This is a genomic window from Streptacidiphilus sp. MAP12-16, assembly GCF_041262165.1.
Taxonomy (GTDB): Bacteria; Actinomycetota; Actinomycetes; order Streptomycetales; family Streptomycetaceae; genus Streptacidiphilus.
Genome location: NZ_JBGCBY010000025.1, coordinates 76,775 through 93,592 on the forward strand (window position 1 = coordinate 76,775; position 16,818 = coordinate 93,592).

Genomic DNA, 16,818 nt, shown 5'->3' on the forward strand with positions numbered 1-16,818 from the left:
CCGGAACCGTCGTGGGCCGATCACCGTGTTCCTCCACGAACATGACAGACCAATCCGGGGCGACCAACTGCACGTCGACGGCTGACCGTGCGAGCGGCCGTGCGACCGACCGTGCGAGCGGCCGTGCGAGCGGCCGTGCGACCGACCCTGCGAGCGGCCGTCGCCCGGCGCTGTCGCGTAGGGTGACCGCACCCTCCGTTCCACCTGCGAAGCAGAAGCAGGAGCAGCAGCGCATGAGCACCGTCTTCGACCCCTGGTCCGCCGCCTTCGTCGCGCACCCCTACGACGCCTACGCCGAACTGCGCGAGCAGGCTCCGGTGACGTACTTCGAGCCCAGCGGGCAGTGGCTGGTGTCGCGCTACGAGGACGTCAACGCGCTGCTGCGGGACCGCCGCCTCGGCCGCACCTATCTGCACCGCTACACCCACGAGGAGTTCGGCCGCACCGCGCCGCCGCCCGAGCAGGAGCCGTTCCACATCCTCAACGGAAACGGCCTGCTGGACCTGGAGGCCCCCGACCACACGCGGATCCGCCGCCTGGTCTCCAAGGCGTTCACCCCCCGCATGGTCGAGTCCCTCCGGCCGACCGTGCAGCGCCTCGCGGACGAGCTCGTCGGCGGCCTGGTCGCGGATGGCGGAGGGGACCTGGTGGCGCGGGTCGCCGAGCCGCTTCCGGTGGCGGTAATCGCTGAGATGCTCGGTATCCCCGCTGCCGACCAGCACCTGCTCAGGCCCTGGTCGGCCGATATCACCGGGATGTTCGAGCTCAATCCGAGCGAGGAGACCGCCCGTCGCGCGGTCCGCGCGAGCATCGAGTTCTCCGACTACCTGCGCGGGCAGATCGCCGAGCGGCGTGCCGAGCCCGGCGACGACCTGCTCAGCGCGCTCATCGGTGTCCTCGACGCCGGGGACCGGCTGAGCGAGCAGGAGATGATCTCCACCTGCGTGCTGCTGCTCAACGCGGGTCATGAGGCGACGGTCAACACCACCGGCAACGGCTGGTGGTCGCTGTTCCGCAACCCCGACCAGCTGGCCGCGCTGCGCGCTGCCCCGGAGGCGCTGCTGCCCACCGCCGTCGAGGAGTTGATGCGCTACGACACGCCTCTCCAGATGTTCGAGCGGTGGGTTCTGGAGGACGTCGAGATCGGCGGCACGCTGGTCCCGCGCGGCAGCGAGATCGCCCTCCTCTTCGGCTCCGCCAACCGTGACCCCGAGCGCTTCGCCGACCCGGACCGCCTGGACCTGGCGCGCGCCGACAACCCGCACCTCAGCTTCGGCGCGGGCATCCACTTCTGCCTGGGCGCGCCGCTGGCCCGGATCGAACTCGTCGAGTCCTTCGGTGCGCTGCTCCGGCGCGCGCCGGGCCTGCGGCTGGTGGAGGAGCCACGATGGAAGCCGGGCTACGTGATCCGGGGTCTGGAGCAGGTGCTGGTCGAGGTCTGACACGGCGTCAAGCCGCCGGCGGCACGGTCAGCCGCCAGGCGCCCGGCTCGACCGTCCAGGTCCGCTGCTCGACCGGTCCGCTGAGGTCGTCGTCGGCCTCGTAGGTGAACGGGCCGCCGGTCACGGTGATCCGGCGGGCGCGGACGCGCAGCGGTCCCTCCGCCGTCGTGAGCCCGCTGAGCAGGATCTCCATCAGGCCGTCCGCGGGCTGCGCCGGTCCGGGGGGCGCGCCCGCGTTCCAGACGGCCACCAGCCGGACCGGACGGTCCCAGTCGGCGAGAAGCTGCCCGTCGGCCTCCACCCGGAGCGGTTGCCCGGGTGCGTTCCGCGCCTGATGGTCGAGATGTCCTGAGTATCCGTAATATCTGGTCTGTCCGGTCCGAGCGGGTCGCAGTTGCGCCGCGACCGTGCGGGCGGTGCGGCCGAGTTGGGCACGCCAGTCCGGCGACCAGCCCGAGCGGGGGAGCGGCAGCTGGATGCCTCGCCCGGACGCAGCCCTGTTCGCCCTGAGCGAACGCCCTGCACCGTCGGGAGCCCCTGCCTGCGGGCCGGCCGAGCTCTCCTCCGTACGGTCGGCGGGGGTGCCCGCGCGCGGTGGTTCCGGGCCTGTTCCCCGGGGTCGTTCCGGGCCGCTCCGACCGGGCTCTCCACGCCCCGGAATCTGCAGTCCGCCGAGGACCACTCCACCGCTCTCGTCCACCAGCAGGTCGAGGCTGCGTTCGCCTCCGTTCACCACGGCCCTGGCTGCGTCCACGGGACGGCTCGCCGCGCCCAGTGACCTGGCCAGGGCCACTTTTTCGCCCTTTCCGACCGGGATGATCCCGACCGGTCCCGACCTCAGCGCCGCGTGCTTGTGCAACAGCTGCACCACCTGGTGCAGGGCGCGGTCATCACCGATCACAACCAGTCGCCTGCCACCCCTGCGCGAAAGCGTTCGCTCCAGCTCGGCGAGGCTCCCCGGCACCACCGCCTTCATCGCGAAGGCCGCCCCGAGAACGTCCCTGGCGACCCGCACGGATTCCCCGTCCAGGGCCAGGGCGGTGGGCGAGACCACCACCAGCAGCGCCTCTTCCGCCGATCGTGCAGCCGACACCGCGCTCCTTCCTCGGGTAATCTCTCGGTGTAAGAGCCCCTTGCGCTGTTGCGCCAGGGGCTTGGTCTATCCGGGGCCAGAACGGCGGCCTTCCCGCCGTCTGTTGTGCCCCGCCCGAAAGGGGTGTACGCCTGTGCCCGCACTCGTGCTGGTCGGCGCTCAGTGGGGCGACGAGGGCAAGGGGAAGGCCACCGACCTCCTCGGTGGCTCGGTCGACTACGTAGTCCGCTTCCAAGGCGGCAACAATGCCGGTCACACGGTGGTCGTAGGCGATCAGAAGTATGCACTGCACCTGCTGCCCTCGGGCATTCTCAGCCCTTCGTGCACACCGGTGATCGGCAACGGCGTGGTCATCGACCCGGCCGTGTTGTTCTCCGAGCTCGTGGGCCTGCAGCAGCGCGGCGTGGACACCTCGAAGCTGCTCGTCTCCGGCAACGCGCACCTGATCACCCCGTACCACCGGACCCTGGACAAGGTCTCCGAGCGGTTCCTGGGCAAGCGCAAGATCGGCACCACCGGGCGCGGCATCGGCCCGGCCTACGCCGACAAGATCAACCGTGTGGGCATCCGGGTCCAGGACCTCTTCGACGAGAGCATCCTGCGGCAGAAGATCGAGGCCGCGCTGCACGACAAGAACCAGATCCTGGTCAAGCTCTACAACCGCCGTGCGGTCCCGGCCGACCTGGTCGTCGAGGAGTACCTCGGCTACGCGGAGAAGCTGCGCCCGTTCGTCGCGGACACCGTCCTGGTGCTGAACAAGGCACTGGAGGAGAACAAGGTCGTGCTGATGGAGGGCGGCCAGGGCACCCTGCTGGACGTGGACCACGGCACGTACCCATTCGTCACCTCGTCCAATCCGACGGCGGGCGGCGCCTGCACCGGCTCCGGGATCGGTCCCACGAAGATCGACCGGGTCATCGGCATCCTCAAGGCCTACACCACCCGGGTCGGCTCGGGCCCGTTCCCGACCGAGCTGCTGGACGCCGACGGCGACGCGCTGCGCCGGATCGGCGGCGAGCGCGGTGTCACCACCGGCCGCGACCGCCGCTGCGGCTGGTTCGACGCCCCGATCGCCCGCTACGCGACCAGGGTCAACGGCCTCACCGACTTCTTCCTCACCAAGCTGGACGTGCTGACCGGCTGGGAGCAGATCCCGGTGTGCGTGGCGTACGAGATCGACGGCAAGCGGTTCGACGAACTGCCGTACTCGCAGACCGACTTCCACCATGCGAAGCCGATCTACGAGAACCTGCCGGGGTGGTCGGAGGACATCACCAAGGCGCAGACCTTCGAGGACCTGCCCAAGAACGCCCAGGCGTACGTGAAGGCGCTCGAGGACATGTCCGGCGCCCCGATCTCGGCGATCGGCGTCGGCCCCGGCCGGACCGAGACGATCCAGATCCGCTCGTTCCTGTCGTAGTTCCTGTCGTAGTTCCTGTCGTAGTTCCTGTCGCAGTTCCTGCCGGTCGGACGACCCAGGTACGGCCCCCGCCGCTCGCCCGGTGGGGGCCGTTCTGCTGTCCGCCTGACCGTATTTGCACTAGTACAGAATTACATTGCACTTAGTTCAAACTTTCCCTACAGTCTGATCATGCCTGCAAAGACACCTGAACCCGTGGTTCTCCAGGGCCGCCACGTCCGCCTGGAACCGCTCACCCTCGACCACATCCCCGAGCTCTTCGCCGCGGGCGGAGACGACGACGAGGTCTGGCGCTGGCTCACCGTCCCGACCCCGCGCACCGAGGACGAGCTCCGCGCGATCGCCGCCACGATCCTCGGCGCGGGGCCTGCCTTCCTCCCCTTCGCGGTGATCCACCTCGGCAGCGGCAAGGCCGTCGGCTGGACCACCTACCTCGAGATCGAGCCGGTCGACGAGCGGCTGGAGATCGGCTGGACCTGGTACGGACGCGCGTTCTGGCGCAGTCCCGTGAACACCGAGGCCAAGCTGCTGCTGCTCACGCACGCCTTCGAGGACCTCGGCATGGGCCGGGTGCAGTGGAAGACCGACCACCTGAACCAGCGGTCCCAGAACGCCATCGCCCGCCTCGGCGCCCGGTCGGAGGGTGTCCTCCGCAGGCACCGGCTGCGGCCGGACGGCAGTTGGCGCTCCAGCGTCTACTTCTCGATGCTGACCGACGAATGGCCGGCCGCGAAGGCCCGCCTGGCCGCACGACTCTCGGAGGGCTGAACCCATGTCAGAAACCCAGCCGGAGCTGACGATCACCCCGGTCCGCCCGGAGGATCACGCGCGCTGGCGCGAGCTCTTCGCGGGCTACGCCGCCTTCTACGAGGTGCCGCTGACCGGCGCCGACTACGACCGCGTGTGGTCCTGGATCCAGGACCCGGCCCGCGAGACCCGCTGCATTGTCGCCCGCTCCGCCGACGGCCTGCCGGTCGGCCTGGCCCACTACCGCGAGTTCGACGCGCCGCTGCGCGGCACCAGCGGCTACTTGGACGACCTCTTCGTCGACCCGGCGTACCGGGGCGGCGGCGCGGCCGACGCGCTGCTCGTCGAGCTGGGCCGGATCGCCGCCGAGGAGGGCTGGGCCGCCGTCCGCTGGACGACTGCGGAGAACAACTACCGGGCGCGCGCCGTCTACGACCGCCATGCCACCCGCACGGTGTTCCTGACCTACAGCATGGCGCCGCAGAGCTGAGGCCGACCGGGTACGAGGCCGCCCTGACACCATGTCGCCCTGCGGCTCCATCCATGGACAGGGTGTCGGTTTCAGTGGCCCGGCCTGCTCCGTACGCTCTGCAGCATGAGCATCTCTATCTCTGTCGACTCCGCAGCGGGGCAGGCCGTCAAGGCCGCCGACCGTGCCCACGTCTTCCACTCGTGGTCCGCGCAGGCCCTGATCGACCCCCTCGCCGTCGCAGGCGCTGAGGGCTCGTACTTCTGGGACTACGAGGGCAACCGTTTCCTCGATTTCTCCTCCCAGCTGGTGAACACCAACATCGGCCACCAGCACCCCAAGGTCGTCGCCGCGATCCAGGAGCAGGCCGCAAAGCTCTGCACCTTCGCCCCGGCCTTCGCGATCGACGTCCGCAGCGAGGCCGCGCGGCTGGTCGCCGAGCGCACCCCCGGCGACCTCGACAAGATCTTCTTCACCAACGGCGGCGCCGAGGCCAACGAGAACGCCATCCGCATGGCGCGCCTGCACACCGGCCGCCAGAAGGTCATGTCCACCTACCGCTCGTACCACGGCGCCACCGCCAATGCGATCGCGCTGACCGGCGACCCGCGCCGCTGGGCCAACGAGACGGGCGTGTCGGGCATCGTGCACTTCTGGGGCCCCTACGCCTACCGCTCCAACTTCCATGCCGAGAACGAGGCGCAGGAGTGCGAGCGCGCGCTCGCGCACCTGGAGGACACCATCGCGTTCGAGGGTCCGCAGACCGTCGCCGCGATCATCCTGGAGACCGTCGTCGGCACCGCAGGCATCCTCGTCCCGCCGGCCGGCTACCTCGCCGGGGTGCGCGAGATCTGCGACCGCTACGGCATCGTCTTCATCCTGGACGAGGTCATGGCGGGCTTCGGCCGGACCGGCGAGTGGTTCGCCGCCGACCACTGGGGCGTCACCCCGGACCTGCTCACTTTCGCCAAGGGCGTCAACTCCGGCTACGTCCCGCTCGGTGGCGTGGCCATCAGCGGTGCCATCGCCGACACCTTCGCCGAGCGTCCCTTCCCCGGTGGCCTGACCTACTCCGGACACCCCCTGGCCTGCGCCTCCGCCGTGGCGACGATCAACGCGATGGCCGAGGAGGGCATCGTGGAGAACGCCAGGAAGCTGGGCGAGGACGTGATCGGCCCCGGCCTGCGCGAGTTGGCCACCCGGCATCCGGTCATCGGCGAGGTCCGCGGTCTGGGCGTGTTCTGGGCGCTGGAGCTGGTCCGGGACCGCACCACCCGTGAGCCGCTGACCCCGTACAACGCGGCCGGCGCCGCCAACGCACCGATGGCCGAGCTCGCGGCGGCCTGCAAGAAGCGCGGCCTGTGGCCGTTCGTCAACATGAACCGGTTGCACGTCGTGCCGCCGTGCAACAGCAGCGAGGCGGAGGTCAAGGAGGGTCTGGCCATCCTCGACGAGGTGCTGACCCTCGCCGACGCCCACACGGTGTAACCCGGAGGTCTAGACCTCGCCGGTCCCGAATTCGTCCTCACCGACGGGTTCGGGACCGTAGTCTTGGGTGACTGTTACCTTTTGGACGATCGTCCCAGCTGGATGATCGTCACAGCACCCGACCGAGGAAGGGCCGGCATGCCGTACGACGCGCCCGCCTCCCCTCGCGCCCGGGTCCGCCGCAGCAGCCTGCGCGAGCAGGTCGCCGGCGCGTTGCGTGACGAGATGATGGCCGGTCGGCTCCCCGCCGGAACCCATTTCACCGTCAAGGAGATCGCCGACCTGTACGGGGTGTCGGCCACCCCGGTCCGCGAGGCACTGGTGAACCTCACCGCGCAGGACCTGCTCTGGATGGAGCACAACCGCGGCTTCACCGTCCCGCTGCTGGCCTGGGCGGACTTCGTCGAGATCGTCGAGGCCAGGGCCCTGGTCACGGACGGCATGTTCCGCCGCCTGAGCGGCCGGATGAGCACGATCGACTGGGACCGGGCGCCGTCGCTGCAGCGCCGCGCCGACGCCGCCGCCCGTGCCGCCCGCGCCGGGCAGCTGGACGTGCTGGTGGGCTGCGACCGCCGGTTCTGGGGCGAGCTGGCCGGGTTCATCAGCAACCGCAAGGTCACCGACTACCTGGACTGGCTCCGGATCCAGTACTGGATCTTCGCCGCTCCCTATCTCAGGGGCCGCGCGGACATCGCCGACTACTGCTGGTCCGGCCACCAGGAACTCACCGAGCGACTGCTCGCCCGGGACCGGCTCACCGTGCACCGGATGCTCATCGACTACAACCGGCAGTCCCTCAAGCAGATGTCCGTCCTCTGCGGCGAGGGCGCCGGCGACGACCTCCCGGGCTACGACGACCTGCCGGAGGTGCCCGGCCCCGGGGTCCCGGCCCCGCGTGAGGCCGACGCGACCTCCTGACCGCGGCCGCGCGGCGCGTTATCGTGCAGCAAGCTCCATCGAAAAGCTCCACAGAACGCCCAAACCGTCGCCGCAACCGGTGCGTCAGCACCCAGGAGTGCCCGTGGCCTGTGATATCTGGCTCGTCCCGCTCGTCGACGTACTCGTCCACAGCCCCGAGAACCCGTTCGCCGAAGAGCTCGACATCTACAACGCCTCGCTCGCCGCGCACGGCCTGCCCGAGGTGCCGGTGTACCACTACATGCCGGGGCTCAGCGGCGAGGTGGAACCCATCGCCGCCTTCGACTACGAGTCCCTCCACTTCCTGCGCCGTGCCTACCTGCTCCAGTTCACCAACCTCGACGTGACGCCGGTGGACGAGCTCGGCGGGGACTACGAACAGCTCCTGGAGATGTTCGAGGAGACCGCCGAGCAGTCCCACCTGGTCTGGCACTTTGACCACGCCGGGGCGTACGTGCCGGTCGACTTCAAGTACCCCGTCGTGGACGACGCGCTGCTGGCGACCGGCGGCCCGCTGGGCTCGCTGCACGGCCTGCTGCGTGAGCTCGAAGCCGTGGCACCGTGGATCGGCATCGACCACCAGTTGCCGCCCGTCCCGGTGCGGCCGGTCGCCCCCACCACGCTCGAAGGCCCCGCCTACCCGCCGCCGGACCACGCCGGGCCCTTCGCCCGCGAACGCCACGCCTGGACGGGGCTGCACGCCGCCGCCGTCCGCGCGCTCGGCCAGGGCTCGATGGTCGTCTTCGCCTGACCCCGCAACCGCACCGGGACAACTTCACCGGGACAACCGCACCGGGACAACCGCACAGGGCGCGGACGAGACCCGTCCGCGCCCTGAAACCCGTCACCCCTCGCCGGGGGACTCCCCTCACCCTCAGGGTTCCCGCTCACCTCAGCGGGGACTCCGGCGGGCGCTGCCGCGGCATCGTCGGACGGCCACCGCCCAGCACGGGCAGCACCCGCACCTGCGCCCCGGAACCCTCCGTGCGGCCGCCCCAGACGCCCGGCGCCTGTGTCGGCAGCTGGCTCATCGAGGCGCGGAACTCGAGCATCCACTCCGAGGTCTCCGTCCGGACCATGTCGGAGACGTCCTCGCAGAAGCGGCGCAGCACGCCGAGGCAGCGCTCGGCCGCCTCGCTCGCGGTTCCCTCGGTCGGGCCGAGCACCTCGCGCACGCACTCCGAGGCCCAGTCGAACTGGAACGCCTCCAGCCGCCGCTGCAGCGCCTGTCCGGTGCTGATGTCCCGCATCCAGCCGCTGGTCAGGCCGAACACCCGGTCCGCCGCCAGACACGCGGCGGCGAGCAGCAGCAACACGTACCCCCACCGGCCGGCGCCGTGCCAGACGCCGGTGAGGTCCACCAGTGGCAGCACTCCGCCGCCCACGGCCAGCAGCGCCGTCAGGACGCGCAGCAGCCGCGCACCCCGCCGCTTCCAGCGCCGGTCGCGCTGGTACCAGTCGATCGCCTCGACCGCGCGCTCCTCCGACCAGCGATAGAGCTCCTCGAGCCGCTCCGCCGGCTCGCCCCAGTCACCGAGCGGGAACTGCCGGATGCTCAGGTCGCTCCGTTTCGAGACCACCTGTCGCGACTTGGGAGACTGCGGCGACGGGACGGTCACCTGCTCGTCCACCCCGGGTTCGGTACCCCAGGGACTCTCTTCTGGCTGCATTTCGGGCTGGCTCACCGTGGGAACTCCCTGTCCTTCGGCCCATCGGGCCCGATCGTCCCAGGAGCCACTGACACAAGCATTGCCCTCAGCTCTCCATGGTCCGTACCGGCCGTGTGCCGGCAGCTTCCAAGCACCACTTCTTACCGCCAAATGGCTGACCATGGGGCCGTTCCACTTGGATTCAGGTCCGAAAGAGCCGCTAAATGCCCTGACGAGCACCCATGGCCCGGGCCGCACACTCTCACCCGTTCGGGTGGGTGGCCCGCAGGAGCGTACCTGACCGCCACCGCATTTGTACGGAACTGTCCGCCATCTCGACCTTCCTGAGGCCTCAGTCCGACCGCCGATCGCGAGGCACTAGGCTCAGTCCCGTGAACGTCCTCGTAATCGGCGGCGGAGCCCGCGAACACGCCCTGTGCCGCGCACTCTCCCTCGACCCCGATGTCACCGCGTTGCACTGCGCCCCCGGCAACGCCGGGATCGCCCAGGTCGCGCAGACCCACCCGGTGGACCAGCTCGACGGCGGAGCCGTCGCCGAGCTCGCCGTGGCGCTGGGCGCGGAGTTCGTCATCGTCGGTCCGGAGGCGCCTCTGGTCGCCGGTGTGGCCGACGCGGTGCGCGAACGCGGCATCCCGGTGTTCGGGCCGAGTGGCAGGGCCGCGCAGCTCGAGGGCTCCAAGGCGTTCGCCAAGGACGTCATGGCGGCCGCCGGGGTCCCCACCGCGCGCTCCTACGTCTGCACCACCGCGGACGAGGCGGCCACCGCCCTCGACGCGTTCGGCGCGCCGTACGTCGTCAAGGACGACGGCCTGGCCGCGGGCAAGGGCGTCGTCGTCACCGCCGACCTGCAGGCCGCCCTCGACCACGCCGCCTCGTGCGAGCGCGTGGTCATCGAGGAGTACCTGGACGGCCCGGAGGTCTCCCTCTTCGCGGTCACCGACGGCACCACCGTCGTCCCGCTCCAGCCCGCCCAGGACTTCAAGCGCGCCTACGACAACGACGAGGGCCCCAACACCGGTGGCATGGGCGCCTACTCGCCCCTGCCCTGGGCCGACCCCAAGCTCGTCGACGAGGTCATGGAGACCGTCCTCCAGCCCACCGTGGACGAGCTCCGCCGCCGTGGCACCCCCTTCTCCGGACTGCTCTACGCCGGTCTCGCCATCACCTCGCGCGGCGTCCGGGTGATCGAGTTCAACGCCCGGTTCGGCGACCCGGAGACCCAGGTGGTCCTGGCGCGTCTGAAGACCCCGCTGAACGGCCTGCTGCACGCCGCCGCCACCGGACGCCTGGCCGACTTCCCCACGTTGCGCTGGCGCGAGGGCGCGGCCGTCACCGTCGTCATCGCCGCGGAGGGCTACCCCGAGGCACCCCGCAGCGGCGACCCGATCACCGGCCTGGCCGAGGCCGAGGCCGCCGACGGCACCGCCTACGTGCTGCACGCCGGCACGGTCCTCGCGGACGACGGCGCCGTGCTCAGCGCCGGCGGCCGGGTCCTCTCCGTCACGGCCACCGGCAAGGACCTCCCGCAGGCCCGGGAGCGCGCCTACGCGGCCACCGCCCGGATCACCCTCGCCGGCTCGCACCACCGCACCGACATCGCCGCCGCCGTCTGACGGCGTTCCACCGGGCAACCCACTAGGACCAACGCGCCCCCTGCGCCGCAGCACTCCCGTGCCGAGGGCGAACAGTCCCAAGGACCCAATCCTTCGAGTGACGGGAACGTCATCCGGCTGACGTCCACCCGCATCCGGCCTTATGGTGCCCAGGACCGCGCCGCCTCCGCCCATCGGCAGGGCGCCCGCAGCGGGTACACCATGCGTCGAGGGGGGAGGCTGCGGTCCAGAGGGAATCACTGATCCGAGTGGTTCCGGACCCTTCCTGGAACACCAGGCCCGGGATACTCGTCGTCACTTTCACAGACGACCCGGGCTCAGTCGAGTCAGCGGCAGGGGGTGACCGAACATGGCCGGTGTCGAAGCAGCGCGCGGCCGCGCACAGGCTGTGCTGCACGTCCGCGGCATCGCCGTGGCCGTCACCGCGCTGCCGGCCGCCGTCGCGGCCGTGCTCGTCGCGGGCGGCGTCACCGGGCACCTCGGCGCGGCCGGGTCCGCCGACGCGGCGGACTGGGACGCGGCCCGCTGGGTGCTGTCCGTGATAGCCGTGGCGGTGCTGCTCTGCGCCCTCGGCTTCGCCCTCGCGGTGCTCCGGGCCAGGCCCCCGCAGACCCCGGCGGTGTACCTCTCCGAGCAGGAGGCGCCGGAGCTCTACCGGCTGGTCCGCGACCTCGCCGAGCGCATGGAGGTCCCCGCGCCGGCCCGGATCGCGCTCACTCCCGACTGCGACAGCTGGCTCGAGGACCCGCTTCCCGGCACCGCCGCCGCGCCCGCCCCCGCCTCTGCGCCGCCTGCCGCCGACCCGGCCGCCGACACCCTGGGCCGGGAGGCCGCCGCGCCGCCCGCGCCCACCCTGGTCATCGGCTCGCCCTTCCTGTGGTGGATGCGGGTCGCCGAGCTCCGGGCGCTGCTCGCCCCCGTCGTCGCCGGCACGGCCTGCTCCGCAGACCCGGACATCGCCGCCGCCCGACGCTTCGTCAGGGGTCTGGACGCGACCCTGGGCCTCGCGGTCGACCGCGGGAGCGCCCCGCCCTGGCACCGTCCCGCGCTGTCACTGCTCGGCCGCACCTCGGCGCTGCTGCTCCGCCGCTGCCGCGGTCACGCCGCCGAGATGGAGCGGGCCGTCGCGGCCTGGGCCTCCGAACAGGCCAAACAGGTCGACTACGGGCTGCGGATCGCGGCCCAGGAGCAGGTCGGTCTCGCCTACGCGGGCTGGGACCGGCTGCTGACCCGGGTCGCGCTCCCCGCTTGGCGGATAGGCCGCTGGCCCGGTCGCCTGGACGCGGGCGTGGTCGCCGCCCTGACCGAGCTGTCCCGCCGCGACCGGCTCGCCGAGGGCTTCGAGACCCGTCTCGGCGAGCGCCCCGCCTGCGACCTGCTGGAGGAGCCGGGCCGTGTGGACGAGGCGGTGTCCCTGCTCGCTGCCCGGCTGTTCCACGGAGGCCCGGCCGCCGGAGGCGATGGCGGACCCGAGTCGGACCTGGACAGCGCCACGGCCCACTGGTCGCCGGTCGACTGGCTGGACTATCCCCGGGCCGTGGTCGAACGGGTCTGGCGGACCCAGGCCGACGAGCTGATCGCCGTCCTCGACAGCGCCACGCCCCCCGAGCGCGAGCGCGTCGGCGAGCCGGCCCTCGCCCGCCTGCTGGCGCGCCTCCGCGACGGAGCCGCCGAGGAGCTGGCTGCCGCGCTCACCAGCCGTCGACTCACCGACCCCACAGCCGAACTCGTCCAGCCCGCCGTGCAGTTGCAGCCCCCCAGGACCGGCCGCGACCTGCTCGGCGAGCATCTCGTGGCACTGGTCTGCCGCACCGCGGTCGAGAGCGGCGCGGCAGAGGCCGGTCTCGACTGGCTGGACGGCCCGGTCCTGCTCGTCGACGGCGTGCGCCGGGCGGACCTGACAGCGCCCGTGGCCCTTGCCGTCGACCACGGCGACGACCGGCCACTGCGCGCCTGGTTGGACGAGATCGGCATCCGGGTGGAGAAGCCCGTGGGGCTGCCCTGACCGGAGGGGCCGACCGCGACCCCGATCCGGGCACGCCTACCACTGCTGTGACGGGCCGTCAGCACGTACGATGAGTGCACGTGTGGTGAGCCGACGGCTGCTCTCCGTGACAGTCGGTCATGATGAGGGAGCGTCAGCCCACCTCACTCAAAACAACAGTCACAGCACCAACACGTCACAGCATCACCGGTCCACGCCGCCGCACCCCGCGACAGCGGCGGGCGAGCAGGAAGCAGCCAGGGGAGGGGAGCGTGAGCGCGGAGCAGAGCCGCCGCTGGGAGTCAGGGGCGCTCGCACACGGAGCCACCGATCCGTTCGGACAGGGCCCCCTGCCGTGGCTGCGCGGCGCGGACCAGTACTTCGACGACAGCGGCCTGATGGTCCCCTGGTACGTCGACCTGGGCCAGGCGCAGGGCCAGCTCCCCAGAGCCCGGCAGCCACCCGAGGCCGAGCAACGCCCCGCCCTCGGCCGCCCGCGCACCTCCGACGACGTGCGCGGCCAGATCAAGGGCTTCGCCGCCGCGGCCACCGACCCCGGCGGCTCCCTGGATCTGCGGGTCAGTGTCACCGCCGCGCAGGAGTTCACCGTCGACGTCTACCGGATCGGCCACTACGGCGGCGCGGGGGCGCGGCACGTCGCCGCCAGCCCGCGGGTGTCCGGACTGATCCAGCCCGCCCCCCTGGTGGCCGGCCGCACGGTTTCCTGCCACCACTGGTGGATGTCCTGGCGGCTGCAGATCCCCCCGCACTGGAGCCCCGGCGCCTATGTCGCGGTCCTCACCACCGCCGACCACCGGAACCGCAGCCACATCCCCTTCACGGTCCGCGCGAACAAGCCTGCGGACCTGTTGCTGCTGCTCCCCGATGTGACCTGGCAGGCCTACAACCTCTACCCGGAGGACGGCAGGACCGGCGCCAGCCTCTACCACGCGTGGAACGAGAAGGGCGAGCTGCTCGGCGAGCATGAGGCAGCCACCACGGTCTCGTTCGACCGCCCCTACGCGGGAGCGGGTCTGCCGCTGCACGTCGGCCACGCCTACGACTTCATCCGCTGGGCCGAGCGCTACGGCTACGACCTCGCCTACGCCAACGCCACCGACCTGCATGCGGGCCGGGTCGATCCGTGCCGCTACCGCGGACTGGTCTTCCCCGGCCATGACGAGTACTGGTCAGCGCCGATGCGCCAGGCCGTGGAGGACGGCCGTGACGGCGGCACCTCCCTGGTCTTCCTCAGCGCCAACAGCATGTACTGGCAGGTCGAGCTGGACCCCGGCGTCAACGGCGAGCCCGACCGGCTACTGACCTGCCGCAAGCGCCAGCGGCACGCCGACGCCTCCGGCGGCGCCGCACCCTCCGTGCTGTGGCGCGATCTCGGCTCCCCGGAACAGCATCTGATGGGCATTCAGTACGCCGGACGGGTGCCGGAGCCGGTCCCGATGGTGGTCCGCAACACGGACCACTGGCTCTGGGAGGGCACCGGGCTGCAGGACGGGGACGAGCTGCCCGGCCTGGTGGCGGGGGAGTCCGACCGCTACTTCCCCCGGGTCGCCCTGCCGGCCCACATCGAGCGGACGCTGCTCGCGCACTCCCCCTACGTCGACGCGAAGGGCGCGCCCCGGCATCAGGAGACCTCGCTGTACCGCGCGCCCAGCGGTGCGTACGTGTTCGCGAGCGGGACCTTCGCCTGGTCCCCGGCACTGGACCGCCCGGGGCACACCGACGAACGGGTCCAGCGCGCCACCGCGAATCTGCTGGATCGTATCTGCAAGGTCCACTACCAGGTCCACTGACCGGCCGTACTGACCGGATGTGCGGGGAAGGTGCTGTGAAAGACTCGGTTCGGCCACCCCCCATCCCGAGCGCTGCAGTCACTCTCCCGTCGCCCACCACCACCCTTGTTTCGAGGCGCTTTCGCGCCATCCACGTCGTAGGGACACATCTTGAGCGGATTCGTCGAGAAGCCCGAGCCGGTGCAGGTGCCCGGCCTGATCCATCTGCACACCGGCAAGGTTCGCGATCTCTATCGCAATGACGCGGGTCAGCTGGTGATGGTCGCCAGCGACCGGACCTCCGCCTTCGACTGGGTGCTGCCCAGCGAGATCCCCGACAAGGGCCGCATTCTCACCCAGCTGTCGCTGTGGTGGTTCGACCGCCTCGCGGACCTGGTGCCCAGCCACGTCATCTCGACCGAGGTCCCGGACGGGGCGCCCGCCGACTGGGCGGGCCGCACCCTGATCTGCCGCAACCTGGAGATGCTCCCGGTGGAGTGCGTCGCCCGCGGCTACCTCACCGGCTCCGGCCTGGAGGAGTACGTCCAGCACCGAACCGTCTGCGGCATCGCCCTTCCGGAGGGCCTGGTGGACGGCTCGGAGCTGCCCGCCCCGATCTTCACCCCGGCGCTCAAGGCCGAGGTCGGCGAGCACGACGAGAACGTCCCCTACGAGGAGGTCGCCCGCCGGGTCGGCGCGGAGACCGCGACACAGCTGCGGCAGACCACCCTCGCCGTGTACGGGCGCGCCCGCGACATCGCCCGCGACCGGGGGATCATCCTGGCCGACACCAAGTTCGAGTTCGGCTTCGCCGCGGACCCGGCGGAGAGGTCGGACGAGCAGCAGCTGGTGATCGGCGACGAGGTGCTGACCCCCGACTCCTCGCGCTTCTGGCCGGCGGACGAATGGGAGCCGGGCCGCACCCAGCGCTCCTTCGACAAGCAGTTCATCCGCGACTGGCTCGCCGGCCCGGAGTCGGGTTGGGACCGCCACTCGGAGGAGCCGCCGCCGCCGCTCCCCGACGACATCATCGCCCGCAGCCGGGCCAAGTACGTGGAGGCGTACGAGCGCCTCACCGGTCAGACCTGGGCCTGACTCCGGATCCGATCCGCTGCCGCCACGGCAACCTGGCGGCAGCGGATCGGCGGTGCCGACGTCGGCACCCGGCGTCCGTGTGAGCAAACAACAAAGGGCGCACTCTGATGAGTGCGCCCTTCACAACTGGAGCGGACGACGGGATTCGAACCCGCGACCCTCACCTTGGCAAGGTGATGCTCTACCAACTGAGCCACGTCCGCATGGTGTTCGCCTTCGCTTTCCTTCGGCCTACCGGCCTCCGGTCCGTTCTGGCGAGCTCTACTCTACCTGATCCCATGGGCGGCTTGCGCCAGCCCTTCGGACCGTCGAGTTGAGCAGGTGACAGGGATTGCACACTGCGCCTCTCCCCTGGAAGGGGAGCGCTCTACTACTGAGCTACACCTGCGAGCCCACCCCGTTGACCTGGCCGTTAGGCTTCCGTCTCCGGCGTGTTCCGCTGAAGAGAACACTAGCCCATCCATCGGGCGGTGATCTACGAGGTTGGGCGATTTGGGGGTTACTTAGCCGAAAGTCCGCTTTGTCCCACGGCGATGCGACAGCAATGCGCCGTGTCGACCGAGCGGCCGACCGACCGTCAGCTCGCCTCGGCGAACGCCTCGTACACGTGCTTGGGCAGCCGGCCCCGCGCCGGAAGGTCGATGCCCCGCGACTGCGCCCAGGCACGCACGGTCGCCGGGTCCGGCGCGACCTCGGTGCGACGGAGCGCCTTGCCGCCACGACTCTGCTTGCGGCCGGCCGCCACATACGGGGCGAGCGCGTTGCGCAGCTTTTCGGCGTTTCGGGCAGACAGGTCGATCTCGTACGACTTCCCGTCGACGGCGAAGTGGACGGTTTCCTCGGCCGCCCCTCCGTCGATGTCGTCAGAGAGAGTTACCACTACGCGCTGAGCCATGGATGCCAATCCTCTTGGGTTTTGCCTGAGCCGGAGCACGGGCGAGAACCCGCAGGTCGGAGGTACGTTTTTGAGGTCCACGAGGGCGTGGACGCCGCTGCCGACCGGGCGCGGGCCAAGGGCTGCGACCGGTGAGCCCATTCTGCCCCTAAACTGCGTCAAAATCGAAGAGGCAAGTTTTTCGAGTCGATATT

Annotated in this window: 14 protein-coding genes and 2 tRNA genes; 11 read left to right on the forward strand and 5 right to left on the reverse strand. The window is 71.1% G+C overall.

Annotation, left to right across the window (positions count from 1 at the left end; translation table 11 throughout):
• The first annotated feature begins 233 nt into the window (after positions 1–233).
• Positions 234–1,442, forward strand: coding sequence for a cytochrome P450 (locus ABIA33_RS28215; protein ID WP_370085462.1), 1,209 nt, complete (start codon positions 234–236; stop codon positions 1,440–1,442).
• Between the two features lie 7 nt (positions 1,443–1,449).
• Here ABIA33_RS28215 and ABIA33_RS28220 read toward each other — a convergent pair whose 3' ends face one another.
• Positions 1,450–2,535: a diacylglycerol kinase family protein gene (locus tag ABIA33_RS28220; protein ID WP_370085463.1), complete on the reverse strand. Its 1,086-nt coding sequence runs from the start codon at positions 2,533–2,535 to the stop codon at positions 1,450–1,452.
• Positions 2,536–2,668: 133 nt separating this feature from the next.
• Here ABIA33_RS28220 and ABIA33_RS28225 point away from each other — a divergent pair, with 133 nt between their 5' ends.
• The 6 genes from ABIA33_RS28225 to ABIA33_RS28250 all read left to right on the forward strand — a co-directional run bounded on the left by ABIA33_RS28225 (position 2,669) and on the right by ABIA33_RS28250 (position 8,328).
• The gene (locus ABIA33_RS28225) at positions 2,669–3,955 is read left to right on the forward strand and encodes an adenylosuccinate synthase (RefSeq protein ID WP_370085464.1); all 1,287 of its coding nucleotides are present in this window, start codon (positions 2,669–2,671) and stop codon (positions 3,953–3,955) included.
• A 171-nt stretch (positions 3,956–4,126) separates the two neighbouring features.
• Positions 4,127–4,723, forward strand: a complete 597-nt coding sequence (locus ABIA33_RS28230; protein ID WP_370085465.1) for a GNAT family N-acetyltransferase — start codon at positions 4,127–4,129, stop codon at positions 4,721–4,723.
• Positions 4,724–4,727: 4 nt separating this feature from the next.
• Complete coding sequence (locus ABIA33_RS28235; protein WP_370085466.1) at positions 4,728–5,192, forward strand: N-acetyltransferase family protein; 465 nt, start codon at positions 4,728–4,730, stop codon at positions 5,190–5,192.
• A gap of 105 nt (positions 5,193–5,297) precedes the next feature.
• Entirely contained in the window at positions 5,298–6,659 is a 1,362-nt protein-coding gene (locus tag ABIA33_RS28240) for an aspartate aminotransferase family protein (protein WP_370085467.1), read from the forward strand.
• Between the two features lie 138 nt (positions 6,660–6,797).
• Positions 6,798–7,577 carry a GntR family transcriptional regulator gene (locus ABIA33_RS28245; protein ID WP_370085468.1) on the forward strand — a complete coding sequence of 260 codons (780 nt, stop codon included), beginning with the start codon at positions 6,798–6,800 and terminating at the stop codon, positions 7,575–7,577.
• Positions 7,578–7,680: 103 nt separating this feature from the next.
• The gene (locus ABIA33_RS28250; protein WP_370085469.1) at positions 7,681–8,328 is read left to right on the forward strand and encodes a hypothetical protein; all 648 of its coding nucleotides are present in this window, start codon (positions 7,681–7,683) and stop codon (positions 8,326–8,328) included.
• 136 nt (positions 8,329–8,464) lie between these two features.
• Here ABIA33_RS28250 and ABIA33_RS28255 read toward each other — a convergent pair whose 3' ends face one another.
• A complete protein-coding gene (locus tag ABIA33_RS28255) occupies positions 8,465–9,262 on the reverse strand; it encodes an SLATT domain-containing protein (protein WP_370085470.1) in 798 nt (265 codons plus the stop codon).
• A 356-nt stretch (positions 9,263–9,618) separates the two neighbouring features.
• Between ABIA33_RS28255 and purD the strand changes: the two genes are divergently transcribed.
• From purD to ABIA33_RS28275, 4 genes are all read left to right on the forward strand, one after another.
• Positions 9,619–10,860 (forward strand): phosphoribosylamine--glycine ligase, encoded by a 1,242-nt coding sequence (gene purD / locus ABIA33_RS28260; protein ID WP_370085471.1) that lies wholly within the window; start codon positions 9,619–9,621, stop codon positions 10,858–10,860.
• Between the two features lie 349 nt (positions 10,861–11,209).
• Positions 11,210–12,865: a hypothetical protein gene (locus ABIA33_RS28265; RefSeq protein WP_370085472.1), complete on the forward strand. Its 1,656-nt coding sequence runs from the start codon at positions 11,210–11,212 to the stop codon at positions 12,863–12,865.
• Between the two features lie 251 nt (positions 12,866–13,116).
• Positions 13,117–14,655 carry a N,N-dimethylformamidase beta subunit family domain-containing protein gene (locus ABIA33_RS28270; RefSeq protein ID WP_370085473.1) on the forward strand — a complete coding sequence of 513 codons (1,539 nt, stop codon included), beginning with the start codon at positions 13,117–13,119 and terminating at the stop codon, positions 14,653–14,655.
• 150 nt (positions 14,656–14,805) lie between these two features.
• Positions 14,806–15,729 (forward strand): phosphoribosylaminoimidazolesuccinocarboxamide synthase, encoded by a 924-nt coding sequence (locus ABIA33_RS28275; protein WP_370085474.1) that lies wholly within the window; start codon positions 14,806–14,808, stop codon positions 15,727–15,729.
• 127 nt (positions 15,730–15,856) lie between these two features.
• On the opposite strand, the gene ABIA33_RS28280 is transcribed toward ABIA33_RS28275, so the two are convergent.
• The 3 genes from ABIA33_RS28280 to ABIA33_RS28290 form a co-directional block, all read right to left on the reverse strand.
• Positions 15,857–15,932 (reverse strand) — tRNA-Gly (locus ABIA33_RS28280).
• Positions 15,933–16,045: 113 nt separating this feature from the next.
• A tRNA-Gly gene (locus ABIA33_RS28285) sits at positions 16,046–16,117 on the reverse strand.
• A 189-nt stretch (positions 16,118–16,306) separates the two neighbouring features.
• Positions 16,307–16,624 (reverse strand): Lsr2 family protein, encoded by a 318-nt coding sequence (locus ABIA33_RS28290; RefSeq protein ID WP_370085475.1) that lies wholly within the window; start codon positions 16,622–16,624, stop codon positions 16,307–16,309.
• Positions 16,625–16,818 lie beyond the last annotated feature (194 nt).